A 21,729-nucleotide genomic window follows, 5' to 3' on the forward strand; every position below is an offset into this window, starting at 1 on the left:
GCGAGCTATTCTGGGCGGCGCGTGCCGTCCCGTGATAACCGTCGAGTGAATCACGGGACGACCGCTCGAGCGGCCGCCCTACTCCCGCTCGAGGCTGCCCGGCACGACGGGACAGCCACAGGGGGCGGCGGTGCCGACGCCGGGCCCGGAGACGGTCACGATCCAGACGGGGCGACCACAGCGGGGGCAGTCGGGCAGGCCTCGTGCGGCCGCGGCGGCCCGCTCGTCGACCGGGGTCGTCGTCACGTCGGTCGGCTCGAGCGACGGGTCGTCGTCGGTCATCGCGACCACCCGAACCGAGTCAGCCGGGTCCGAGGAACGGCTACCGTTGCTGATCGTCGGCGTTGATTCCACTGCCGTGCGGGACGTTTATATCCCGGTAGAATGTACCCAATCATGGCTTGCAAATCCCGGCTAGGGGATTGGAAGCCAGTCTCGGGTGTTGCCGCACCCGGGGCATTTCGTACCCCCTCCGCTCGCGCGGTTGGAGATGGCTTCCATGCTGATTGTCGCCATAGAGTGACTTATAACTACTGTTGGAAGCGGGAATAAATACGACGTGGCTCGAGTCGGATTTCGACGACGGCGACAGCGGAGACTGTTCAACCGGAGTGACACGGACGTTTTACCCGTTCGTTCGATACGTAGTGCAGATGGCCACGGACGACGAGGGAGCGAACGAGCAGATAGACATCCTGCTGGTCGAGCCCAACCCCGGCGACAGCCGCCTCTTCGAGGAACAGTGCAAGGACGCGAAGTTGCTCAACACCATCCACACCGTGACCGACGGCGAGGCGGCGCTCGAATTCCTCCACCAGCGCGGCGAGTACGCGGACGGGTCTCAGCCCGATATCGTCCTGCTCGAGCCACAACTGCCCGGCAAGAGCGGGATCGAGATCCTCTCGGAACTGAAAGACGATCCGGCCCTGAACGAGATCCCGGTCATCGTCCTCACGAGTTCCGACGCGGGGGAGAAGGTCGTCCAGTCCCACGGCCTCGAGGCCGACACCTACCTGCAAAAGCCCGTCGAGCCCGAGGATTTCGTCGAGTTCGCCCAGTCGATCGAGGAGTTCTGGTTCGCGATCGTCCAGAAGCCCTCGCAGTCGGCGACCCGCGACTGAGACGGTCTGCTGTACCGATTTACCGGTACGACCGCAGGACGGTCGCGGTTGCACCGGAAACGACTTACAACAGTCCGTATGACGACGACCGCAGCCGGCGCGTTTATTTCGTCGCCGGCGGAACTCGAGGGCGATGCTCGAGGCAGTTCGCGACCGCGCACGCCCGTATTTCGACGACGCGTCACCGGCCCACGACTGGCACCACGTCCAGCGGGTCGACCGACTGGCCGAAACGTTGTGCGAGCGCCACCCCGAGCTCGCCGACGAGCGGGTGGTCCGCCTCGCCGTCTACTGTCACGACGTCGGCCGAACGAAGGAAGATCGCGGCGAGATCGACGACCACGCGACGTGGGGTGCGCGGGAGGCCGAACGAATCCTGGGCGACTGCGGGGCCGACGCGGCGACGATCGAGCGCGTCCAGCACTGCATCCGGGCCCACCGCTACTCGAACGACGTCGAGCCCGCGACGCTCGAGGCGAAACTCGTCTCGGACGCGGACAACCTCGACGCGCTCGGCGCGGTCGGCATCGCCCGCGTGTTCGCCTACGGCGGCGAGATCGGCGACCCGATCCACGACCCCGCCCAGTCGGTCGAGGAGGACGACACCGACGCCGGCGCGACCCAGTACAACCACGTCCACAAGAAGATCCTCGACCTGCCGGCGCGGATGTACACCGACGTCGGTCGGGACCTCGCCGCCGACCGGGCGGCGTTCGTCCGCGAGTACGTCGCGCGGTTCGACGACGAGGTGGCGGGCGAGCGGTAGCGCGACCGAGTCCCGAAGGTGGGTGACAGGGGCTGACGGCCTCCGAACCCGTCGGAGACCGACGCGACCGGCCGTTTCGGCCCCGGAACCCTTTTACAACTCACTGGCCTATCCGTATCCAACGATGGGACTGGGCTCCGATATGTACCGACAGCAGATCCTCGACCACTACAAGAACCCGCGTAACTACGGGGAACTCGAGGATCCCACGTACACGCACGTCGGCGAGAACCCGATGTGTGGCGACGAGATCCGCATGGACGTCGACCTCGCCGACGACGGGGAGACGATCGAGCGGGTCGCCTTCCGGGGCGACGGCTGTGCGATCAGTCAGGCCTCCGCCAGCATGCTCTCCGGGGAACTCGTCGGCAAGACGCTGGCGGAACTCCAGGAGATGGACCGCGACGACGTGATCGACATGCTCGGGGTCGAGGTTTCGCCGATGCGGGTCAAATGCGCCGTGCTGGCCGAGAAGGTCGCACAGGACGGGGCGGAGATCTACGAGGGCGAACTCGACGTCGAGAAGACGACGACCGAGGACGACTGATACGGGCTGTTATAACTGTTTACCGGTGCAACCGCAGGGCGGTCGCGGTTGCGCCGGTGCTGACTTACAGCGGACCGTATGCGGACGACCGCCGGTTACGGTTTCTCCGCTCTGGCACCCGTTTCACAGCTGTGACCGACGGCCGATAGCATCGCGCTCGAGCCGATTCGCTCTCGAACGGCGCGTGCCGCTTCGATTCGGGTCGAGGGAACGGAGAGAAATCGATTCGTCGGCCGGACCGAGATCTCCGTTATCCCGTCGGTTACTCCGGCTTCAGGCCGCCGTCCTGAACGCGCATGACGGCCTCGCCGTCGGCGAGGTTCGGCGCGTCGACCAGTTTGACGATCCGCTTGTCACCCTTGGACTTGCGCAGGTAAATCCGGAAGGTAGACTTGTGGCCGAGGATGTTGCCACCGATCGGTTGGGTCGGGTCGCCGAAGAACGAGTCGGGGTTGGAAGCGACCTGATTCGTGACGATGACGGCGGCGTTGTAGAGGTTGCCGACCTTGTCGAGGTCGTGGAGGTGCTTGTTGAGTTTCTGCTGTCGGTCGGCGAGTTCGCCACGGCCGACGTACTCCGCGCGGAAGTGGGCAGTCAGCGAGTCGACACAGAGCAGGCGAACCGGATACTCCGAATCCTCGTGTTCGCTGGCCAGTTCCTTGGCCTTCTCGGCCAGCAGCATCTGGTGGTTGGAGTTGAACGCCTTCGCGACGTGGATCTTCTCGAGGACGTCCTCGACGAGCGCATCGACCGCGTCCTCGTCGTCGGCCGAGCCCTCGATCTCGCGGTCCTCGAGCGCCGCGGTGATCGCCTCGTCGGACAGACCCCGGACCATGTCGTCGATCCGTTCGGGCCGGAAGGTGTCCTCGCTGTCCACGAAGATGGCGCTGCCGTGGAGGCCGCCGACCTCTTTGGGAAGCTGGACGTTGACGGCCATCTGGTGGGTGACCTGGGACTTGCCGGCCCCGAACTCGCCGTAGACTTCGGTGATCGACTGGGTCTCGATCCCGCCGCCGAGCAGGTCGTCGACCTCGTCGATGTGCCAGCGCAGCTTGCCGATTTCGTTCCGCCGCTCCAGTACGGTCGAGCCGGTCTCGAAGCCGCCGACGTCGGCGGCGTCACGGGCGGCGTTGACGATGTCCGCGGCGGTGGACTCGCCGACGTCGGCCGTGTTCGACAGTTCCGACGGCGAGGCGACGGCCAGACTCTGGAAGGAGTCGAAGCCTGCATCGTGGAGTTTGTCTGCGGTCGCCGGTCCGACGCCGGGGAGTTCCTCGAGATCTGCTTCGGGCATACCCCTCCGTTGTGCCGGCCCCTTCATAAACCCTCGTTAACAGGAGAGTGAAAGTGAAAGTGGCGGGAGGCGTCGGGGTCGCTGGGGGACGCGACAATGGGTTTAGAACGGAAGGCGCGTTCGAGGCGGGACCACCAGGCGGCGCTCAGCGTCGCGGTCCGTCGCCCCACTCGAGGCAGTGGAGCCGCTCGTCCTCGCAGCCGACGAACAGTCGGCCGTCACCGATCGCGGGCGTGCCGATCACGCCGTCCTCGAGGGCGACGTGCCACGCGAGGTCGCAGTCGTCGGCGGCGTCGATCCCGTATATCGAGCCGCTTGCGTCGCCGACGCAGACGACGTCGCCGGCGACGACCGGGCACGACCGGATCGGGCCGTCGAGTTCGATCCCCTTGCGGGAGAACAGCCAGCCCCGCAGTTTCCGCCGGCCGACGGTCGTGTCGGTGACGTGGCAGTAGCCGTCCGCGGCCCCGACGAAGGTCGTCTCCGCGGCCGGAAGGACGGTCGCGGACGTGGTGAAGGCGTCGCGGATCTCGTAGGTGAACCACGACTGGCCGGTGCCGGCGTCCATCGCGATCATCGTCCCCTCGTCGTCGGCGACGTAGACCCGGCCGTCGCCGACGGTCGGGCCCGCCTCGATCGCGCCGTCGACCGGCGCGGTCCAGGCCTCCTCGCCCGTCTCGGCCTCGAGGGCGACGACGGCCCCGTACTCGGTGCCGGCGAAGATCCGCTCGCCGGTCCACTCCCCGTCGGTAGCGTCGGGTCGGCCCGTCTCGAGCGGGCGTGGATCGGTCCCGCCGAGGGACTCCGACGACCCGTCCTGCTCGAGGGCCGAGCGACGATGCTGCCCCTCGCGGCCGTCGGCGACCGCCGGCGCGCCGACGACGGCCGATTCGGTCTCGTGGGTCCACAGTTCGGTCCCCGTCTCGGGCTCGAGCGCGGTCAGCCCGTCCGCGTGGCCGACGTAGAGCCGGCCGGACGCGAGCGCGGGGGCGGCCGCGAGGTCGTCCGGGAGGCCGACTTCCCACTGCTGCTCGCCGGTGCCGGGGTCGAGCGCACGAACCGTGCCGTCGGCGGTCCCCAGAAACAGCCGGTCCCGGGTCACGAGCGGCGCGGCGTCGGTCGCGGCCGTCGTCTCGAAGACCCACCGTCGACGGCCCGTCGCCCGCTCGAGGGCGTAGCAGTTGCCCCGTTCCGTGCCGACGTAGACGGTATCGCGGTCACAGACCGGCGATCCCGGCGGTCCGACGAGGTTGGCCGTCCAGCCCTCGGTCACGCGGGTGGGCCCGTCGATCTCTCGCCGACACCCGGAGTTGTGCGGATCGCCCTTGAACTGGTTCCACTCGGTCACTGTCCCCGGCTACCGAGCGAACCGTCATAACAGTGGGTGGAGCCGCTGCCGTCGCTCATCGAACGGAGCGAGCGGCAGGAAAAGATTGCAACTGGTGTATGGCGCAGTTGTGATGATGATGTGGCTTCCTGCCGCGTACCTCCTCCTAGACGGGGCGCAGGCATACCACTGACTCCTACACGATTTGGAAGTCGGTCGATCCGCGAGGGAAACCCCGACGACGTGATCCCCTCGTCGGGCAACGGCGGGTTCGACCCGTTCGAAGACGCCGCTACTCCCAGGGGTGGGTTCCGCCCTCGCTGGGCCAGAGCGGGTACCAGTACTCTTTCTCGCGCTCGATCTCGAGTTCGCCGTCCAAGGCCGACTCGAGAGTGAACTCCGCGCTCGAGTCCCGTTCCCGGCCCGACCGGGGCACGAAGGGGTAGAAGCGGCCCCGGCGGAAGGAGTAGATCCAGTACGCCGGTCCGTCGCGATTCTCGTAGGCGAACACGGCCGCCAGCAGCCGCGAGCCGTAGCCGTGTTCGATGAACGTGTCCGCCGCGAAGTGCATGCTCGTGATCAGGTCCTCGGGGTCGTCGTCCGCGAGGACGACCCAGTGATAGCCGTGGTCGTCACTGGTGACCGAGAAGGCGGTGCCGGTCTCCTCGCGGCCGGCCTCGAGGATCGCCTCGACCTCGTCGACGGCGTCGCGGAAAGCCGCCGAGTCGACGCCGGAGAAACAGAGGGCCCCCACGTCGAGCGACTCGTAGCCCAGATCGGCCTGCATCGTGAGGTAGGCGGTACTCATCCCGAAGAGGTCGTCGGGGTCGGCGTCGCGGCCGGCGTCGGTCTCGGCCCGCGACCCGAGGATGGCCCGCAGTCCGTCCAGCAGTCCCATACCTCGAGTGACGGGCGCGGTTCCTTAGAACGATTGCATTTCGCGCTCGAGGTCGCGCAGTTGCTCGACGCGCTTCTCGGTCGGCGGGTGCGTCGAGAACAGCCGGCCGACGACGCCGGACTTGATCGGGATGATGAAGAAGGCGTTCATCTCGGCCTCCTCGCGCAGGTCGTCTTTCGGGACCTTGTCCATCTCGCCGGAGATCTTCAGCAGCGCGGAGGCGAGCGCCGAGGGGTTGCCGGTGATCGCGGCCGCGCCGCGGTCGGCGGCGTACTCGCGATAGCGCGAGAGCGCCCGGATGAGCAGGTAGCTGATGATCCAGACGACCAGCGAGACGAGGATGGCGACGACGATGCCGCCACCACCGCCCTGGCGACCGCCGCCGCGGCTGTGGCCGCCGCCGAAGAAGGCCCCCCAGCGGACCATCATGAACGCGATCGTCGAGAGGAAGGAGGCGATGGTCATCACCATCATGTCGCGGTTCTTGACGTGAGCGAGTTCGTGGGCCAGCACGCCGTCGAGTTCGTCCTGCTCGAGCGTGTTCATGATTCCCGTCGTCACGCAGACGGCGGCGTTTTTCTGGTTGCGGCCGGTCGCGAAGGCGTTGGGCGTGTTCGAGTCGACAACCGCCACCTTCGGTTTCGGGAGGTCGGCCTGCTGGGAGAGCCGTTCGATCGAGGCGTGCAGTTGCGGGTACTCGTCGGCCGACACCGTCTTCGCACCCATGCTCCGCAGGGTCAGCGTGTCGCTGAAGTAGTACTGAACGAGCGAGAAGCCGCCGAACAACAGCCCGAAAACCAGTAAGCCGCCGCCGACGTAGGTGGTGATCACGGCCGCGAAGACGATATACAGCGCAAAGAGCAGAAACATCGTCACGAACATCCGGAGTCGCAGCCCCCAGTCCGCCTGCCAGTTCATAGCCGTCCCTACGGACCGCGACGGAATAAGTGTCGCCGATTCGACCCACACGAGCTGTGTGTACTCGTACATTTCTCCGTCCGCGAACGAACCCCTTCGTTTCGGATGGAGACCCTGTGACGCAGTCACGTCTGACGCGATCGTGTCGGCGACAATATAACACGCATCTTATTTTCTGCCGTTTCATGTCGCCGGACTCGAGTGTCACGGGGCGGAACCGGTCGCGGATCCGGCACGGCAAACGCAGCGGGCGCCCCGTCGTGGCCTCGAGTCGAGAGAACGGGTCGCTTAACTCCGCGAGGTTCCAAACGGGGCCAATGAGTGAGTCGCGCGCGTTCTGTCCCCGGTGTGGGGACCCAGTTCCCGAGCGATCGGCGAGCGACGCGGACGGCGGTCCGGAGGGGCAGGCGAACGACCCGCTTCGGCCCGGCGCCGAGGTCGAACTCTGTGATTCCTGTTACTTCGAGGACTTCGACTTCGTCGACGCGCCGGACCGGATCGACGTCCGCGTCTGTGCCCAGTGTGGCGCGGTCCACCGGGGGAACCGATGGGTCGACGTCGGCGCACGGGATTACACGGACATCGCCATCGAGGAGGTCAGCGAGGCCCTGGGCGTCCACGTCGACGTCGAGGACGTCGCCTGGCAGATCGATCCCGAACAGGTCGATCAGAACACGATCCGGATGCACTCGTACTTCACGGGCGTCGTCCGCGAGACGCCGGTCGAGGAGGAGGTGACGGTGCCGGTCAAGATCGCCCGCCAGACCTGTACCCGCTGTGGTCGGATCGCCGGCGACTACTACGCCAGCATCGTCCAGATCCGCGCCGAGGACCGGACTCCGGCGACCGAGGAAGTCGAGCGGGCAAAGGAGATCGCGAACGAGATCGTCGCCGACATGGAGGCCACGGGCGACCGCAACGCCTTCGTCACCGAGATCGGCGAGGTGGACGACGGCCTGAACATCAAGGTCTCGACCAACAAGATCGGGAAGAAGATCTCGAACAAGATGATCGAGGAGTTCGGCGGCACCGTCAACGACGCCGAGACCCTGGTCACGGAAGACGAGGACGGCAACGAGGTCTACCGGGTCACCTTCGCCGTCCGCCTGCCGCCCTACACTCCCGGCGACGTGATCGACCTCGCCGACGACGACGGCGGCCCCGTCCTGGTCCGCAGCGCCCGCGGCAACCTCAAGGGCGTCCGCGTGACGACCGGCGAGCGCTACGAGGCCGGCTACGAGGAGGGCACCTCCCCCGACGCGCGGAAACTGGGCGACCTCGAGGACGCGACCGAAGCGACGGTCGTCACCGTCGAGGACGACAACGCGGTGCAGGTTCTCGACCCCGAGACGTTTCGAGCCACGACGGTCGCTCGGCCGGACTACTTCGATCCCGACGCCGAGACCGTCCCCGTGTTGAAGAGCCGCGCCGGCCTGCACGTCCTGCCCGAAAGCGATGACTGACGAGGACGCGGAGACGGACGCGACGGAGGCCGACCCCGAACTCGAGCCGGCGGCCGACGAGGTCCTCGAGCGGGCGACGGCCGACGGCCCGCTGGCCGCGGTCGTCGAGCCCGCCCGCGCGGAAACGGCGATCGAGTCGCTGCGCGCCGAGGGCGTCTACGACGACTCGCGGCGCGTGCGCGAGGCGCGCGGGCAACGCGACGGGACCGAAGCCGACGACGGCGGGATTGCGCTGCCGGTCACCGAACCCCCGACCGAGACGCGGGTCCGCGAGGTCGTCAGGCAACTCGAGCCCGAGCCCCGGAGCCCGGACCTCGAGGACCTGCTGGCAGAACGGGGCTGGAGCGAGAGCGACCGCGAGTCGGTGCCGGGCTCGTGGGCGGTGATCGGGTCGGTGATCCTCGTGACGGTGCCCGAGAGCTGTCCCGACGAGCGGGCACTCGGCGAGGCGCTGCTCGACCTCCACGGCGAGGCCGACAGCGTGCTGGCCGACGAGGGGATCGCGAACGACGGCGCGGCCGGCCGGTTCCGCGAGCCCCGGACCCGGCTGCTCGCCGGCGAGCGCGACACGGAGACGGTCCACACCGAACACGGCACGCGGTACGGGCTCGACCCCGCGAAGGTGATGTTCTCGCCCGGCAACCAGGCCGAGCGCGCCCGAATGGGCGAACTGGGGAGCGCCAACGAGCGCGTCTTCGACATGTTCGCCGGCATCGGCTACTTCACCCTCCCCATGGCTCGGGCCGGCGCGCGGGTGACCGCGACCGAGATCAACCCGACCGCCTTCCGCTACCTGCTCGAGAACGCCGTCCTCAACGATGTCGGCGACCGGGTCGACGCCTACATGACCGACTGTCGCGACCTCGCGAGCGAGGTCGAGGCCGACCGGGTCGTCATGGGCTACTACGGAACCGCCGACGGCGACAACGAGGACGCGAGCGCGGACCACGGCACGCGAAGCGACGAGGCCCGCGACTTCCTCGGGGACGCCCTCGCGGCACTGGTCCCCGGCGGCGTCGTCCACTACCACGAGGCGACCCCGGAAGCGCTGCTGTGGGACCGACCGCTCGAGCGGCTCGAAGCGGCGGCCGAGGACGCCGGGCGCGATCTGGAGGTCCTCGAGAAGCGACGGGTCAAGAGCCACAGCGCGGGCGTGGCCCACGTCGTCGTCGACGCCCGGTTCGAGTAGGGAGCCCGCCGCGACGGTCACCGGGTGTCGTGGCATTGATACTCGAGCGGAGACTGCATCGCTGTATGGACAAGAATCAGATCATCGCCGTCGTCTTCGCGCTGCTAATGGTGACCTCGATGGTCGCCTGGGGCGCGACTGCCATCTTCTAACGATAGTAGCCGCTGAACGGCATTGCACACCTGATCGCGCGACAGCGCTGCGATCAGTGTGTGAATCGTTTCGGCGGCTACGATAGCGATCGTCCGCAGTTGCACCGACGACCGTGACACGGCCCCACTCACCCGTCGGTGTCCCAGACGTCCGCCAGCGGACTCGAGCGGGTCGACCGTCGCGATCCGCTCGAGCGGGTCGACCGTCCGGACCCGCCGCTCCCGTCGGCGTCGGACCCGGTCGTCGCCGTGCGCGAGCCGGTTCGGGACCCGCGGCCGGAACGACCGCCCGCGTCCGTTCCTTCGAGCGCGGCCCGGGGCTCGAACGCCGGCAGTTCCGGCCGTTCCATCCGGTCGACTTGGGCGGCGAACCAGTCGGGCATGTCCGTCCGCGCCCGCTCGAAGCAATCGAGCAGGCTCGAGTCGGCCAGATACGTCGCGCCGTAGTCGTCGGGAGCGCGGACGACCCGGCCGCAGGCCTGGATGACCGTCCGCAGCGTCGTCCGGTAGTACCACGCCCACTGGCCCTCCTCTAAGCGGTGGGCGACCCTCGAGTCGCCGGTGTTGAGGAAGGGGGCCTTGCAGATGACCTGCCAGCGACAGAGATCGCCCTTGAGATCGAGTGCCTCCTCCATCTTCACCGAGAGGAAGACGTCGGGGTCGTCGCCCGCCTTCCAGGCCTCGAGGGCGGCGTCGCGGCCGTCCCGGTCGTGGGTTCGAATCCGGTCGCCGACGCCGAAGTCCGAGAGCAGGTCGGCGAGTCGCTCCTGAATGTCGTAGGAGTGGGCGTGGATCAGCCCCTTCTCGCCGGGGTGGCGTTGCATCAACCGGACGATCGTCCGGGCGATCTTCGGCGTCGTTTCCGACCGCTCGTCGTAGGTCATCTTCCCCTGTGTCACGTCGTACAGCGGCCGATTTTCCACGGGGAAGGTGTGCTCGACGTCGACTAGCGCCACCCGATCGGGCTCGAGGCCGACCTGTCGGCAGAACGCGTCCTTGTTCAGAATGGTCGCCGACAGGAGCGCGAACTTGTTGCCCCGGTCCCAGACGGTGTGTTGCAGGTACTTCTCGGGGTTCATCGGCTTGATCGTCAGGGGACCGCCCTGCGGGTCGTCCCCGTCGCCGTCTCCTCGGCCGGAGCGCGACTCGGACTGGTCGACCAGCCACGTCGTCGGGCTCTGGGGGTCGCGAAAGTCGGCAACGAACCACTCGAGGTCGCCGATGAGTTCCTGCAAGCGGTCGCGTTCGCGCACCTCGGCGGGGGACAGCGAGTCCTGTGCGAGCAGGTCGTCTTTGCGGCGCTTGCAGGTCCCGGCGAGGTTCTCGGCGTAGCGGACGGCGCGCTCGACGGAGTCGACTTCGGGGACCCGCAGGTCGTCCCAGAACGGGACGGTGCGTGGCCCGAGTTGGATCGTCGCGTACATCTCGGCCCACTCGGCGAGGCCGTGGGCCTCGTCGACGACCACGACGTCGCGCTTGCGGAAGACCTCGCTGCCGGCGGTCTGCATGAAATAGGCGAGCGTCATCGCCGCAACCGCCCGGTTCGAGGCGATCGCGCGGTCGGAGAAGTACGGACACCGGTGTTTGACCGAGCAGTCGTACCCCCGCTCCCGAACGCAGGGGGCCTGATTGACCGGCGTGTCCCGTTCCTCGGGCAGGATGCAGGCGTAGTTTGACTTCCCGCGGATGACGTTGAGATCGGCCAGCAGGTCGTCGGCGGCCACGTCGTCGAGTTGAGAGACCTGCGGAGTCGTGTAGTAGGCCCCGGTGGCGTCGCTGGGCTCGCCCTCGTCCGCGCGGCGCGCACAACCGGCGACGGCGCGGGCCAAGAGGGACTTACCGCTCCCGGTCGGCGCGCGCACGAGGACGACGTCGTTACCGGCCGCGAAGGCGTCGCGAACGTCGCGGAGGGCCTGTTCCTGCGTCCCGCGGTAACTCGGCGCGGGGAACTCCTCGAAGATCCGCTCGGGATTCACCGTTCGATGCAGGGCGCGGCCGCGTCCTAAAGGCTACGGAGCGTCGCGCCCGCCGACGAACGGCCGATCGACGATAGCCGTCAGGTCGCTCGACGGCGACCGTCGAGCGCGGCAGAAACAGCCGTCTACCGAGCGGTAGCAGCTACCTACCGGCGACGGCGGTTCGCGACCGGGCCGGTAACCGACTGATTACAAATACGGAATCCGCCCTTCGGTTCAGGTACGGAAGGGTCGCTCAGCGGTAGAGCACCGCGGTGCCACCTGGTTCCGCGGCGGCGTCAAGCCTCGTGGCGTTCGAATCCCACCCCTTCCGCTTCCGGCCGCGAGGACCGCGGCGGTCCGACCGGCCCGGCCGTACTCGCGCTCGAGCGAGGCGGTGGACCACCCCGTTTCTCGGGGCCGCCGACCGTGTATTTTTTGCGCCGGCGAGTCGGGACGAGCAGTGACGACGACGCCGGCGGCCTACCGCGATCCGACCCGCGAGGTCTCTCCGTCGACTTGTTCCAACCGATCGATGTCCTCGTCCGTCGGATAGTCCGGCAACGCCTCGAGACACGGGTAACACAGCAGGTACGAGCCCCCGTCATCGAGTTCGAGCGTGATCGCGGTCCCGACGGTGCCGGCGTCGGTCCCGAACGACCAGATGTTGGCGATCCCGCCCGAGACCGTGACGGTGCGGCCACAGCCGTCACAGGAGTCTTTCGACATACGCGGTCATCGGTGCCCGACGGTGAAAGTCGTTCGCCCCCGCGGTCAGCAGCCGAGCCGGACCCCCGCAACGGCCCGCACAGCGGTTATGGGTGCCGGTGACATACGGCCGCACATGGAGGTGAACTGCGAGGGCTGTGCCGGCTGTTGCATGGACTGGCGATCGCTGCTCGAGGGTACGGCGGCCGCAACTCGAGACGACGAGGGCGGCGGCACCGACCGCCGGCACGGACCGACCCACGACCCGTTCGGCGATGGCGACGGCGAGCGAGCGCCGTCTCGAGACCCCCTCGACGGCGATCCCAATTTCGTGCCGCTGACCCGCGACGAGGTGCGAGGATTCCTCGAGGCGGGAATGGGCGAGGCCCTGACGCCGCGGTTCTGGGAGGCTCGCGGCGAAGACGACGGCGTCGCCGTGGACGGCCGCTCCCTCGCCGCCGTCGCGGGTCGGCCGGCCTTCTTCGTCGGCCTCCGGAAGCCGCCGAAGCCGGTCGCTCCCTTCGGGCTCGCGGAGTCGGTCTGGCTCCCGGCCTGCGTCTTCCTCGATCCGACGACGCTGCAGTGTCGGATCCACGGGAGCGAGCGCTTCCCCGACGAGTGCGGCGCGTACCCCGAACACAACCTCGCGCTCGAGGCGGCGACCGAGTGCGAGCGCGTCGAGTCGGCGTTCGGGGGCGAGCGGCTGCTCGAGGCCGACCACGACGACTTCGAGGGGCTGCTGCTGGGCTCGCAGGCGATCGGCGCGAAGCTGTTCTGTCACCCTCGGCCCGCCGATCTCGAGGGAATCGTCGACCGGGCCGCCGCGGGGGCCCTCACTCGGGCGGATCGGGCCGAACTCGTCGCGATCGCCGCCGCCTCGAGTCCCGGGACGTTGGCGATCTCCGATCACCACTACGAGCGAGCCAGAGAGCGACTGCTCGGTGAGACGGACGGCGATTCGGGTTCCGAAGGGGACGGCGAGGCTCCCTCGTGGGTCGGACCGGCGATCCGCGACTGGCAGCGTCGCTTTCGGAACGCCGACGGCACGGTGCCATCACCGGCCGTCGCCGACGCCGTCGAGACCGATCGAGGCGCGCCCGAGACGCCGGGCTGGGACGGCCTCGAGTGACGGCCCGTCGCTGCGAGTGGCAACGGGCGTCTCGAGTGGCTCGAGGGCGGAGAAAGGAGAAACGAACCGATCGTCGTTACTCGGATTTGATCTGCTCGAAGGTGTCTAGCAGATCCTCGGCGGAATCGCCGGAATCGTACTCGACTTCGCCGTGATAGATGGTCCGCTCGTCGTCGAAATCCGTATCCACCTTCGAGGCTTGCTGTTCGCGACGCTCGTGTTCGTCCTCGTCATAGGCACCCATTGACATGGTAGGTACGCACATAGTAGGCGCGTGGCGGGTATGAATGTAACGGTCTATCACACCCAGCGGGCTGGTGAAACGTAGTCGGGCCGGCGAGACGCGCAACGAACGATATATGCGGTCCCGCCTCGTAAAAACGACCGTGGCACGGCCGCTTCGCTTTCGGTACTCGCCCCAGTCGTGGAGCGACGGGCGAGTACACAACGACATTCTCCAGCCGCTGCAGTCGAACATCGGCGCACAGTCGGTCTCGCCGTGGTTCAAGATCGGCGGCGACTGGCAAACGCATCGCTTCGAAATGGCAAACGGCGACGTCGCACTGTTTGCGCGCGCCGACGGAGGCGCCTACTGGATGGGCAACACCGAGACGCCGTCCGCGCTGTGGAAGACCGACAAGTTCGGCTGGCGCGAGGTCCCCTCCCCCGTCGCGCGGTGGGCCAAGCGGGAGTTGACCGCGACGCTGCACGAGGCCGAGCCCTGGCTCGCCGACTACCCGCATCTCTCGTGGTTCTTCCTGCCGGTATTCATGTCCAAGGACGGCCGCGAATCGACCCGCGCGTTCTTCCGCGAGCATTCGGCCGGCTTCCCCGACGCCGGCCGCCGGGAGACGACCCGTTTCTTCGAGGACTTCCTCTCGACGGGCGTCCTAGACGAGTACCGACACGTCATGTCGGGCAAACTCGGCACCAGCGACCACGTCGATCGGGTCCGGATGAGCGCCGCGATGGCCGAGTTCATCGCCGCGAAGATCCTCACCGAGGCCGGCTACGACGTGGTCCCGGAGATCGAGGTCACGACCGGCCACTCGCTGGATTTCCGGGCCGAAGGCACCGAGACGAACGCCCTCGTGGAAGTGACCCGACCCCAGCCGCCGGTCAACCGCGCCGCGGCCGGCCCCGTCGCCGCCGTCCGCGACACCGCCGAGACCAAAACTAGCGGCCAACTGGCCGAACACGGCGGCGGCGCGACCCTTTTCGTCGACTGCTCGAGCTTCCGCGACGACGCGTGGGCCGCGGTCCGGGGCGAACAACCCGACGTGCGCCACCGGCCCGCGGTCGTCTACCGCACCCGTCCGAACGGCCACGTCGAGGGCTACCGGAAGGGCGCGGTCCCCCTCGAGTTGGCCGACGCGATCGAGTTTCTGGACTGAACAGGACTCGAGCGGGGTCGCCAACCGTTCGGACGCGTGAATTGTCAGGTTCTGAGAGAAGGGTAGGTGTATTTGTCCACTGACAACGATAGTCACAGACATGCGTGCAGCAGTCCTCGAAGAACACGGCGAACCGCTGTCGATCGAAGACGTCGACGCGCCCGAGCCGGCCCCGGACGGGGCCGTCGTCGAACTCGAAGCGTGCGGCGTCTGCCGGAGCGACTGGCACGGCTGGCAGGGCGATTGGGGGTGGCTCGGCCTCGAGACCCAGCCCGGCCAGATCCTCGGCCACGAGCCGGCCGGCCACGTCGCCGCCGTCGGTGATGACGTCGAGACCGTCGCGGAGGGCGACCACGTCGCCGTCCCGTTCAACCTCGGCGATGGGACCTGTCCGCGGTGTCAGCGCGGTCACTCCAATATCTGCGAGAACGTGATGCCGCTCGGGTTCATCGAGCAAGCGCAGGGCGCGTTCGCCGAACAGGTCCACGTCCCCGTCGCCGACCACAACCTCGTGACGCTCCCCGACGGCGTGTCGTCCGTCGATATGGCCGGCCTCGGCTGTCGGTTCATGACCTCGTTCCACGCGCTTGCCCACCGCGCGGACGTCGACGCGGGCGACTGGGTCTCGGTCCACGGCTGCGGCGGCGTCGGCCTCTCGGCGGTCCACATCGCCGACGCGCTGGGCGCGAACGTCGTCGCGGTCGACCTCAAAGACGAGAAACTCGAGAAGGCGAAATCCCTCGGCGCGGTCGAGACGATCAACGCGGAGGACACCGAGGACGTCCCCGGCGAAGTCCAGTCGATTACGAACGGCGGCGCTCACGTCTCGATGGACGCGCTCGGCATCGCGACGACCAGCCAGAACTCCGTCTCGAGTCTCGACGCCCGCGGGCAGCACATTCAGGTCGGGCTGACGACCCAGGATGAGCAGGGGATGATCTCACTGCCGTCCGACGCGATGGTCATGCAAGAGATCGAGTTCATCGGCTCGCTGGGGATGCCACCGACCCGCTACGACGAGATCTTCCGGATGGTCTCGACCGGCAAGCTCGAGCCCGAGAAAGTCGTCTCCGAGACGATCGGCCTCGAGGACGTCAGCGACAAGCTCGAGTCGATGACGGACTTCGAAACCGTCGGGATTCCAGTGATCGACACCTTCTAAATTTTGCTCTGCGGGCGCGGCGAAGCCGCGCCCTCGGCAAAATTTAGTATAAAAGCGCTCCTCCTTCCGTTCCGCTCACTTGACTCGCGGCTTACGCCGCTCGTCTATACGCGGCGCTTCGCGCCGCGCTTTCGTTCGCTCCACATCAGTCGTCGGCCCGCTCGCGCCCTACGGGCGCTCGCGGTTGCTAACAGTAGCACCTCCGCTATGTCAGGAACAAGCAGTAGTACCGAGCGCTCGCTCCGCTCGCGCTCGGCCTTTTTTCATCGAAGTTTTTTGGCGGGGTTCGAGCGAACAAAGTGAGCGAGGACCCCGCCAAAAAAGTTCGGTTCAGAAGGAAACGGCGTCGGGCGCGTACGGGCTGCCGACCGGCGTCGGATCGCGGTCGCTGTACCCGACGCGGCCGACGGCCTTGTCGCTGACGGCGGAGTAGACGGCAAAGCGCGCGTCCTCAGAGTTTTCGAAGGTTTCGGACTCGAGGCGGGCGAGTACATCGCCGACCGTCTCGGTCCCGTTGGGGAGTTCGAGGGTGCGGTCCCCGTACTCCTCGATCAGTTCCTCGGTCGTGGCGGGGTACTCGTGGTCGTCGATGACGTCGCCGGTGCCATTGCGCAGCATTACACCCAGTTCTCCGTGAACAATGATTATAAACATTGTCCATCTATGTTTTCTAGTCGCACTGTAGTCCTAGAACACCTAGTAGACCCCTAGAGATTTTCGAAAACCGAACGCGGGCGCGGAGAAACGCCTTTAGGAACGGCCCGGTTCGGATACCGTATGCCCTACGCGGACTTACACGTTCACACGACGCGGTCGGACGGGAGCCTCGGCCTCGAGGCGGTGCCCGAGGCCGCGCGCCGCGGCGGCGTCGAGGTGGTCGCGGTGACCGACCACGACCGGGTCCAGCCGTTCGACGGCCCGGTCGTCGAACGCGACGGCGTGACGCTCGTTCACGGGATCGAGCTTCGCGTCGAGACCCCGGGCGGCCAGCGGCTCGACCTGCTGGGGTACGGCCTCGAGCCGAGCGGCGACCTCGAGGCCATTCTCGAGACGATTCAGGAGAACCGCATCGAGCGCGGCCGGGCGATCGTCGACTGCGTGGAGTCCCGGCTGGGGCTCGAGCTGGACGTGACGGTCGACGGCGGGTTCGGGCGGCCCCACATCGCGCGGGCGATCGAGGCCCATCCCGAGGCCGCGTACGACTATCAGGACGCGTTCGATCACCTCATCGGCTCGGATTGTCCGTGTTACGTGCCCCGAGACGTGCCCTCGTTCGAGCGCGGGCGGGCGGCGCTGGCCGAGTCGTGTCGTCTCGTCTCGCTCGCCCATCCGTTGCGGTATCGCGACCCCGAAAGCGCGCTCGCGCTGGCGGCCGATCTCGACGCCGTCGAGTTGCGGTATCCGTACGGCCGCGACGTCGATCGCGACCCCGTCGAACGGGCGATCGACCGCCACGACCTGTTGGCCACCGGCGGCAGCGACGCCCACGACGGGCGACTCGGCGTCGCGGGCCTCTCGCGACGGGCGTTCGAGCGACTCGAGCTACCAGCCGACTGACCCAAATGCTGGCCGCTAGCGGAGGGTTCAATGCGTCGTGGTCCCAACGGACTGGTATGAACTGCCACTACTGCGACCGGGAGGCCGCCTTCGCAGCCGAGTCCGACGGACTCAAAGTCGGCCTCTGCGAGGAGCACTTCCGCGAGCGCCTCCAGGAACTCGCCGAAGCCGACGGGCTCGAGAGCCTCAAGGAGAAGGTCGACGTCGATCGCGCCGAGTAATCAGGCCGTTCGTCCGGCGTCGACGTCGATGGCGTCGACCGGACAGACGTCGACACAGAGCATGCAATCGATACACTGGGCCTCGTTGGCCGGATCGGCTTTCTCCTCGCTTTCCGGATGTCCCGGCGTATCGACCCACTCGAAGACGTCGACCGGACAGTCCTCGACGCAGGCGCCGTCCGCCAGACAGATGTCGAAATCGACCGCCACGTGGGTGCCGTGGATGCCGAGTTCCTCCGGTTCCTCGACAGGGCCCCAGACCGCGTGGCCCTCGTGTTCGTCGACCTGTTCGCGGTTTTCGTTGAACTGCGGATCTATGGCCATTGCTAGCAGATTCAATGCGAGACGCACACTTAAAATTGCGTACTCGACGCGACGCCTGAGTCGGCGACTCGAGGAGCGTCGCGGGACTCAGCCGTCCGTCGACCGGTCCCCGTCGCGCTCCGCGAGCCGGTCGTCGAGCAGTTCGCGGATCCAGACGGCGAACCCGTGATCGCGGCCGCAGGTCCAGACGGCCATCTCGTTGACGACGGCGGGGCGGTCGCTCTCCTTGGTACCGGCGGCGACGATCGCCTCCTGATCGACCAACAGCAGCTGTGCCGGCCACCCCCGATGACCGTTGGTGATCGTTCGGAGGTCCCTTGGCGACGACGATTTCCGCGTCGGGTGCCGCCTCCACGAACCGCTCCCGCTCGACCGCGGCCGGGACCTCGACGGCGACCCTGACGCCGCTGTCGGCCACCGACTGGAGTACGTCGAAGACCCCCCATTCGAGGACCTCGGGGGCCGGGATGAGATAGTGAACGGTGTCCTCAGCTTCCTCGAGCTGGCCGAGCGCGTTCTCGGCGGCATTGATCCGCGGGTCGAAGTCCTCGGGGAGCCGCCGACAGGCCGGGGCTCGGTCTGCTGGACGCTGACCAGTCCCTTGCGCTCGAGTCGCTCGATCGTGTCGTACACCCGCGACTGGGGAACGTCCGCCACACGACTGACTACCTTGGCGACCCCCTTCGAGACGCGGACGAGCGCGACGAAACACCGGGCCCGTCCCCGCGGGGACAGCCGGCCGCACTGCCACGATAGAACGGGACACGGGTACCGCTTCGACGCCCGAGAGGATCGGGAGTCCCCGCCGTGAGGCAAAGGCGTATGACTACGGGTATAGACGGTACGAGTATTCATGGCACTCGAGACCAAATCCCACGAGAACATCCTCGCGGCGACGAGCGTCTCCGCGAGCCGACTCGCGGCGCTGGCCGATCGGGTCGACGCCGACGGCAGCGAGACGATCGCGGTGCGAGCGCCGGCGACGGACACCGCGATCGGTGAGGTTCCGGACTGTGCCGACGCCGACGTCGAGCGGGCCGTCGAGCGGGCGCGCTCGGCCCAGTCGTCGTGGGCCGAGACGTCGATCGACGAGCGCCGCGAGATCATCGAGCGGTTCGGCGACCTCGTGCGGACCCACCGGGCGGAACTGCTCGATATCCTGCAACTCGAGACCGGCAAATCCCGCCGCCACGCCGTCGAGGAAGTCGTCGACGTGGCGCTGACGTGTTCGTACTACGCCGACCGCGGGGACGCGGCGGTCCGCGAAGAGCGGCGACGCGGTGCGATCCCGCCGGCGACGACCGCCCGGGTGACCTACGAGCCCGTCGGCGTCGTCGGCGCGATCTCGCCGTGGAACTACCCGCTTACCCTCTCGCTGACCGACGTCATCCCCGCGTTCATCGCGGGCAATAGCGTCGTCCTCAAACCCGACGAGAAGACGCCCTACACCGCATTGGCGCTGGCGGACCTGCTCGAGCGAGCCGGGCTTCCGGCGGGCTGTTTCGAGATCGTCACCGGCCGCGGCGCGACCGTCGGCCCGGCGCTGATCGACCGCGTCGACTACGTCTCCTTCACCGGCAGCACCGAAACGGGCCGGCTCGTCGCCGAACGGGCGGGCCGCAATCTGATCGGCTGCTCGCTCGAACTCGGCGGGAAGAATCCCCTGATAGTCCTCGACGACGCCGATATCGAGACGGCCGCCCGCGGCGCGGTCCAGGCCTGTTTCACGAACGCCGGCCAGCTGTGTCTCGCCGCCGAGCGCATCTACGTCGCCGACTCGGTCTACGACGAGTTCGTCGAGGCCTTCGTCGCGGCGACGCGGGAACTGACCCTCGGAACCGGGTTCGACTTCGCGGACGACGTGGGCTCGCTGATCGACGGCGACCAGTTAGCGCGCGTCGAACGTCACGTCGAGGACGCACGCAAGCGAGGGGCGACGGTACGTACCGGCGGCGAGCGCCGGCCCGACGCGGGGCCGTTCTGCTACGAGCCGACGATCCTGACCGACCTCGAGCCCGAGGCGACGGCCGCCTGCGAGGAGACGTTCGGCCCGGTCGTGTCGGTCGAATCGGTCCCGGACGTCGCGACCGCCATTCGGCGGGCCAACGACTCCGAGTACGGCCTGAACGCGAGCGTCTGGACCGGCGACCGCGAGCGCGGCGTCGCCGTCGCCCGCGAGATCGACTGTGGCACCGTCTGCGTCAACGACGCTTACGTCTCCGGCTGGGCGGCCGTCGACGCGCCGATGGGCGGCTTCGGCGACTCCGGACTCGGCCGTCGCCACGGCCCCGAGGGGATCGAGCGCTACCTCGAGTCCCGGACGATCGCCACCTCCCGAGCCGGGCCGCTCGACGTCCCGCCGGGGGTGCCGACCGCGTGGTACGCTCGCGGGATGTTCGCGCTGGCGCGCCTGCAACGGCGGCTCCCGACGGTCGCGGGCATCAAGCGACGACTCCGGGACGCGGGCTTCTGACGACCGAGTCCGGGAACGAGTCGCTTTTGCGGCTTCCCTCGAATACTCGGGTATGGACCTCACCCATCGCCCCCGGCGACTCCGACAGGACCGGGTTCGCGGGCTCGTCAGCGAGACGAGCCTCGAGCCCTCGGACCTGATCGCCCCGGTGTTCGTCGACGCGACGACCGACGAGCGCCGGCCGATCGAGTCGATGCCCGGCCACGAGCGGGTCCCGATCGCGGAGTCGGTCGCCCGCGTCGAGGAAGTCCTCGAGACGGGCGTCGAGGCCGTCATGCTGTTCGGGATCCCGGAATCGAAAGACCCCGAGGGGACCCGCGCCTGGGCCGAGGACGGCGTCGTCCAGGAGGCATTGGGCCGGATCACGAGCGAGACCGACGCCTACGTCATCACGGACGCCTGTCTCTGCGAGTACACCGACCACGGCCACTGCGGGCCGCTCGAGGAAGAATTGCGCAGCGAGGACGCCGTCGAGGCGGGGCCGGCCTGCGAGCCGACGATGACCGTCGACAACGACGCGACGCTCGCAGCCCTGGAGAAGATCGCCGTCTCTCACGCCCGTGCGGGCGCGGACATGGTCGCCCCCAGCGGAATGATGGACGGGATGGTCGGGGCAATCCGGTCGGCGCTCGACCGCGAGGGGTTCGCAAACGTCCCGATCATGAGCTACGCGGCCAAGTACGAGAGCGCCTTCTACGGGCCGTTCCGGGACGCCGCCGACGGCGCGCCCGCCTTCGGGAACCGCCGGCACTACCAGATGGATCCGGCCAACGCCCGCGAAGCGATGCGGGAGGTCCGACTGGACGCCGAGCAGGGCGCGGACGTGATGATGGTCAAACCCGCGCTGCCCTACCTCGATATCGTCAGTGCCGTCCGCCGGGAGTTCGACCACCCCGTCGCCGCCTACAACGTCTCCGGCGAGTACGCCATGCTGCACGCCGCCGCCGAGAAGGGCTGGCTCGACCTCGAGGCGGTCGCGACGGAGTCGCTGCTGTCGATCAAGCGGGCCGGCGCGGACCTGATTCTGACCTACTTCGCCGAGGACGTCGCGAAGCGGCTGTAGCTCAGCCGCGCCGCTGGGCACGTGTTCAGTACGGTGTCGGGCGAACGAATCGACCACGTTCTCTCCTG

At 68.0% G+C, this 21,729-nt stretch carries 24 protein-coding genes, 1 tRNA gene and 1 pseudogene; 14 read left to right on the forward strand and 12 right to left on the reverse strand.

What is annotated here, in order from left to right:
• Window positions 1–78 precede the first annotated feature (78 nt).
• Window positions 79–282 (reverse strand): hypothetical protein, encoded by a 204-nt coding sequence (locus A6E15_RS15800; protein ID WP_076148398.1) that lies wholly within the window; start codon window positions 280–282, stop codon window positions 79–81.
• A 371-nt stretch (window positions 283–653) separates the two neighbouring features.
• Here A6E15_RS15800 and A6E15_RS15805 point away from each other — a divergent pair, with 371 nt between their 5' ends.
• The 3 genes from A6E15_RS15805 (at window position 654) to sufU (ending at window position 2,434) form a co-directional block, all read left to right on the forward strand.
• The gene (locus A6E15_RS15805) at window positions 654–1,121 is read left to right on the forward strand and encodes a response regulator (RefSeq protein ID WP_076147600.1); all 468 of its coding nucleotides are present in this window, start codon (window positions 654–656) and stop codon (window positions 1,119–1,121) included.
• 133 nt (window positions 1,122–1,254) lie between these two features.
• Complete coding sequence (locus A6E15_RS15810; protein WP_076147601.1) at window positions 1,255–1,887, forward strand: HD domain-containing protein; 633 nt, start codon at window positions 1,255–1,257, stop codon at window positions 1,885–1,887.
• A gap of 124 nt (window positions 1,888–2,011) precedes the next feature.
• Window positions 2,012–2,434: a Fe-S cluster assembly sulfur transfer protein SufU gene (sufU, locus tag A6E15_RS15815; protein ID WP_076147603.1), complete on the forward strand. Its 423-nt coding sequence runs from the start codon at window positions 2,012–2,014 to the stop codon at window positions 2,432–2,434.
• 262 nt (window positions 2,435–2,696) lie between these two features.
• On the opposite strand, the gene radA is transcribed toward sufU, so the two are convergent.
• The 4 genes from radA to htpX all read right to left on the reverse strand — a co-directional run bounded on the left by radA (window position 2,697) and on the right by htpX (window position 6,871).
• Entirely contained in the window at window positions 2,697–3,728 is a 1,032-nt protein-coding gene (gene radA / locus A6E15_RS15820; RefSeq protein WP_076147604.1) for a DNA repair and recombination protein RadA, read from the reverse strand.
• A 145-nt stretch (window positions 3,729–3,873) separates the two neighbouring features.
• Window positions 3,874–5,076, reverse strand: a complete 1,203-nt coding sequence (locus A6E15_RS15825; protein WP_076147605.1) for an outer membrane protein assembly factor BamB family protein — start codon at window positions 5,074–5,076, stop codon at window positions 3,874–3,876.
• A gap of 271 nt (window positions 5,077–5,347) precedes the next feature.
• The gene (pspAB, locus tag A6E15_RS15830) at window positions 5,348–5,953 is read right to left on the reverse strand and encodes a PspA-associated protein PspAB (protein WP_066299197.1); all 606 of its coding nucleotides are present in this window, start codon (window positions 5,951–5,953) and stop codon (window positions 5,348–5,350) included.
• Between the two features lie 24 nt (window positions 5,954–5,977).
• Window positions 5,978–6,871 (reverse strand): zinc metalloprotease HtpX, encoded by an 894-nt coding sequence (htpX, locus tag A6E15_RS15835; RefSeq protein WP_076148400.1) that lies wholly within the window; start codon window positions 6,869–6,871, stop codon window positions 5,978–5,980.
• A gap of 317 nt (window positions 6,872–7,188) precedes the next feature.
• On the opposite strand from htpX, the gene A6E15_RS15840 reads away from it, so the two are divergent.
• The 3 genes from A6E15_RS15840 to A6E15_RS21215 are packed head-to-tail and all read left to right on the forward strand — an operon-like array spanning window position 7,189 to window position 9,675.
• On the forward strand, window positions 7,189–8,334 hold the full coding sequence (locus tag A6E15_RS15840) for a 60S ribosomal export protein NMD3 (protein ID WP_076147607.1): 1,146 nt from the start codon (window positions 7,189–7,191) through the stop codon (window positions 8,332–8,334).
• Window positions 8,327–9,523, forward strand: coding sequence for a class I SAM-dependent methyltransferase (locus A6E15_RS15845; protein WP_076147609.1), 1,197 nt, complete (start codon window positions 8,327–8,329; stop codon window positions 9,521–9,523). Before A6E15_RS15840 ends, A6E15_RS15845 begins: the two co-directional genes overlap by 8 nt.
• Before the next feature lie 29 nt (window positions 9,524–9,552).
• Window positions 9,553–9,675: a surface glycoprotein gene (locus A6E15_RS21215; RefSeq protein ID WP_217693447.1), complete on the forward strand. Its 123-nt coding sequence runs from the start codon at window positions 9,553–9,555 to the stop codon at window positions 9,673–9,675.
• A 128-nt stretch (window positions 9,676–9,803) separates the two neighbouring features.
• Here the strand turns inward: A6E15_RS21215 and A6E15_RS15850 are convergent, their stop codons facing one another.
• Window positions 9,804–11,651 carry a helicase C-terminal domain-containing protein gene (locus tag A6E15_RS15850; protein WP_076147611.1) on the reverse strand — a complete coding sequence of 616 codons (1,848 nt, stop codon included), beginning with the start codon at window positions 11,649–11,651 and terminating at the stop codon, window positions 9,804–9,806.
• Window positions 11,652–11,875: 224 nt separating this feature from the next.
• Between A6E15_RS15850 and A6E15_RS15855 the strand changes: the two genes are divergently transcribed.
• Window positions 11,876–11,964 (forward strand) — tRNA-Gly (locus A6E15_RS15855).
• A 149-nt stretch (window positions 11,965–12,113) separates the two neighbouring features.
• On the opposite strand, the gene A6E15_RS15860 is transcribed toward A6E15_RS15855, so the two are convergent.
• Window positions 12,114–12,359 carry a DUF7561 family protein gene (locus A6E15_RS15860; protein ID WP_076147613.1) on the reverse strand — a complete coding sequence of 82 codons (246 nt, stop codon included), beginning with the start codon at window positions 12,357–12,359 and terminating at the stop codon, window positions 12,114–12,116.
• A 115-nt stretch (window positions 12,360–12,474) separates the two neighbouring features.
• Between A6E15_RS15860 and A6E15_RS15865 the strand changes: the two genes are divergently transcribed.
• Window positions 12,475–13,467: a YkgJ family cysteine cluster protein gene (locus A6E15_RS15865; protein WP_076147615.1), complete on the forward strand. Its 993-nt coding sequence runs from the start codon at window positions 12,475–12,477 to the stop codon at window positions 13,465–13,467.
• A gap of 76 nt (window positions 13,468–13,543) precedes the next feature.
• Here A6E15_RS15865 and A6E15_RS20490 read toward each other — a convergent pair whose 3' ends face one another.
• Window positions 13,544–13,717 (reverse strand): DUF5786 family protein, encoded by a 174-nt coding sequence (locus A6E15_RS20490; protein WP_006183001.1) that lies wholly within the window; start codon window positions 13,715–13,717, stop codon window positions 13,544–13,546.
• A 136-nt stretch (window positions 13,718–13,853) separates the two neighbouring features.
• Between A6E15_RS20490 and A6E15_RS15870 the strand changes: the two genes are divergently transcribed.
• Window positions 13,854–14,861 carry a DUF5784 family protein gene (locus A6E15_RS15870; RefSeq protein WP_076148401.1) on the forward strand — a complete coding sequence of 336 codons (1,008 nt, stop codon included), beginning with the start codon at window positions 13,854–13,856 and terminating at the stop codon, window positions 14,859–14,861.
• 100 nt (window positions 14,862–14,961) lie between these two features.
• Window positions 14,962–16,023, forward strand: coding sequence for a zinc-dependent alcohol dehydrogenase family protein (locus tag A6E15_RS15875; RefSeq protein WP_076147616.1), 1,062 nt, complete (start codon window positions 14,962–14,964; stop codon window positions 16,021–16,023).
• 330 nt (window positions 16,024–16,353) lie between these two features.
• Here the strand turns inward: A6E15_RS15875 and A6E15_RS15880 are convergent, their stop codons facing one another.
• Window positions 16,354–16,641, reverse strand: coding sequence for a DUF5789 family protein (locus A6E15_RS15880; RefSeq protein WP_076147618.1), 288 nt, complete (start codon window positions 16,639–16,641; stop codon window positions 16,354–16,356).
• Between the two features lie 159 nt (window positions 16,642–16,800).
• On the opposite strand from A6E15_RS15880, the gene A6E15_RS15885 reads away from it, so the two are divergent.
• Window positions 16,801–17,580 (forward strand): PHP domain-containing protein, encoded by a 780-nt coding sequence (locus A6E15_RS15885; RefSeq protein ID WP_076147620.1) that lies wholly within the window; start codon window positions 16,801–16,803, stop codon window positions 17,578–17,580.
• Window positions 17,581–17,636: 56 nt separating this feature from the next.
• Entirely contained in the window at window positions 17,637–17,801 is a 165-nt protein-coding gene (locus A6E15_RS21090; RefSeq protein WP_006183007.1) for a DUF6757 family protein, read from the forward strand.
• Here the strand turns inward: A6E15_RS21090 and A6E15_RS15890 are convergent, their stop codons facing one another.
• The 3 genes and pseudogenes from A6E15_RS15890 to A6E15_RS21810 all read right to left on the reverse strand — a co-directional run.
• Complete coding sequence (locus A6E15_RS15890) at window positions 17,802–18,125, reverse strand: 4Fe-4S dicluster domain-containing protein (protein ID WP_066299161.1); 324 nt, start codon at window positions 18,123–18,125, stop codon at window positions 17,802–17,804.
• Window positions 18,126–18,212: 87 nt separating this feature from the next.
• Window positions 18,213–18,389, reverse strand: a complete 177-nt coding sequence (locus tag A6E15_RS21805) for a hypothetical protein (RefSeq protein ID WP_338141489.1) — start codon at window positions 18,387–18,389, stop codon at window positions 18,213–18,215.
• Window positions 18,390–18,752: 363 nt separating this feature from the next.
• Window positions 18,753–19,010 (reverse strand): annotated as a pseudogene (locus A6E15_RS21810) (hypothetical protein); the annotation flags it as partial.
• Here A6E15_RS21810 and A6E15_RS15900 point away from each other — a divergent pair.
• Window positions 18,979–20,598 carry a succinic semialdehyde dehydrogenase gene (locus tag A6E15_RS15900; RefSeq protein ID WP_076147622.1) on the forward strand — a complete coding sequence of 540 codons (1,620 nt, stop codon included), beginning with the start codon at window positions 18,979–18,981 and terminating at the stop codon, window positions 20,596–20,598. The pseudogene A6E15_RS21810 and the gene A6E15_RS15900 sit on opposite strands and share 32 nt — an antisense overlap.
• Before the next feature lie 52 nt (window positions 20,599–20,650).
• A complete protein-coding gene (gene hemB, locus A6E15_RS15905) occupies window positions 20,651–21,661 on the forward strand; it encodes a porphobilinogen synthase (protein ID WP_076147624.1) in 1,011 nt (336 codons plus the stop codon).
• The last annotated feature ends 68 nt before the right edge of the window (window positions 21,662–21,729 follow it).

This window comes from Natrinema saccharevitans (assembly GCF_001953745.1).
Classification (GTDB): domain Archaea; phylum Halobacteriota; class Halobacteria; order Halobacteriales; family Natrialbaceae; genus Natrinema; species Natrinema saccharevitans.

Bases quoted from the DNA above. Each gene is read 5' to 3' on its own strand.
- A6E15_RS15890 (WP_066299161.1), bottom strand. From the start codon at position 18,125: ATGGCCATAGATCCGCAGTTCAACGAAAACCGCGAACAGGTCGACGAA.
- A6E15_RS20490 (WP_006183001.1), bottom strand. From the start codon at position 13,717: ATGTCAATGGGTGCCTATGACGAGGACGAACACGAGCGTCGCGAACAG.
- A6E15_RS15900 (WP_076147622.1), top strand. From the start codon at position 18,979: ATGGCACTCGAGACCAAATCCCACGAGAACATCCTCGCGGCGACGAGC.
- A6E15_RS15880 (WP_076147618.1), bottom strand. From the start codon at position 16,641: ATGCTGCGCAATGGCACCGGCGACGTCATCGACGACCACGAGTACCCC.
- radA (WP_076147604.1), bottom strand. From the start codon at position 3,728: ATGCCCGAAGCAGATCTCGAGGAACTCCCCGGCGTCGGACCGGCGACC.
- A6E15_RS15845 (WP_076147609.1), top strand. From the start codon at position 8,327: ATGACTGACGAGGACGCGGAGACGGACGCGACGGAGGCCGACCCCGAA.
- A6E15_RS15885 (WP_076147620.1), top strand. From the start codon at position 16,801: ATGCCCTACGCGGACTTACACGTTCACACGACGCGGTCGGACGGGAGC.
- A6E15_RS15875 (WP_076147616.1), top strand. From the start codon at position 14,962: ATGCGTGCAGCAGTCCTCGAAGAACACGGCGAACCGCTGTCGATCGAA.
- A6E15_RS15810 (WP_076147601.1), top strand. From the start codon at position 1,255: ATGCTCGAGGCAGTTCGCGACCGCGCACGCCCGTATTTCGACGACGCG.
- A6E15_RS21090 (WP_006183007.1), top strand. From the start codon at position 17,637: ATGAACTGCCACTACTGCGACCGGGAGGCCGCCTTCGCAGCCGAGTCC.
- A6E15_RS15840 (WP_076147607.1), top strand. From the start codon at position 7,189: ATGAGTGAGTCGCGCGCGTTCTGTCCCCGGTGTGGGGACCCAGTTCCC.
- hemB (WP_076147624.1), top strand. From the start codon at position 20,651: ATGGACCTCACCCATCGCCCCCGGCGACTCCGACAGGACCGGGTTCGC.
- pspAB (WP_066299197.1), bottom strand. From the start codon at position 5,953: ATGGGACTGCTGGACGGACTGCGGGCCATCCTCGGGTCGCGGGCCGAG.
- A6E15_RS15800 (WP_076148398.1), bottom strand. From the start codon at position 282: ATGACCGACGACGACCCGTCGCTCGAGCCGACCGACGTGACGACGACC.
- A6E15_RS15860 (WP_076147613.1), bottom strand. From the start codon at position 12,359: ATGTCGAAAGACTCCTGTGACGGCTGTGGCCGCACCGTCACGGTCTCG.
- sufU (WP_076147603.1), top strand. From the start codon at position 2,012: ATGGGACTGGGCTCCGATATGTACCGACAGCAGATCCTCGACCACTAC.
- htpX (WP_076148400.1), bottom strand. From the start codon at position 6,871: ATGAACTGGCAGGCGGACTGGGGGCTGCGACTCCGGATGTTCGTGACG.
- A6E15_RS15805 (WP_076147600.1), top strand. From the start codon at position 654: ATGGCCACGGACGACGAGGGAGCGAACGAGCAGATAGACATCCTGCTG.
- A6E15_RS15865 (WP_076147615.1), top strand. From the start codon at position 12,475: ATGGAGGTGAACTGCGAGGGCTGTGCCGGCTGTTGCATGGACTGGCGA.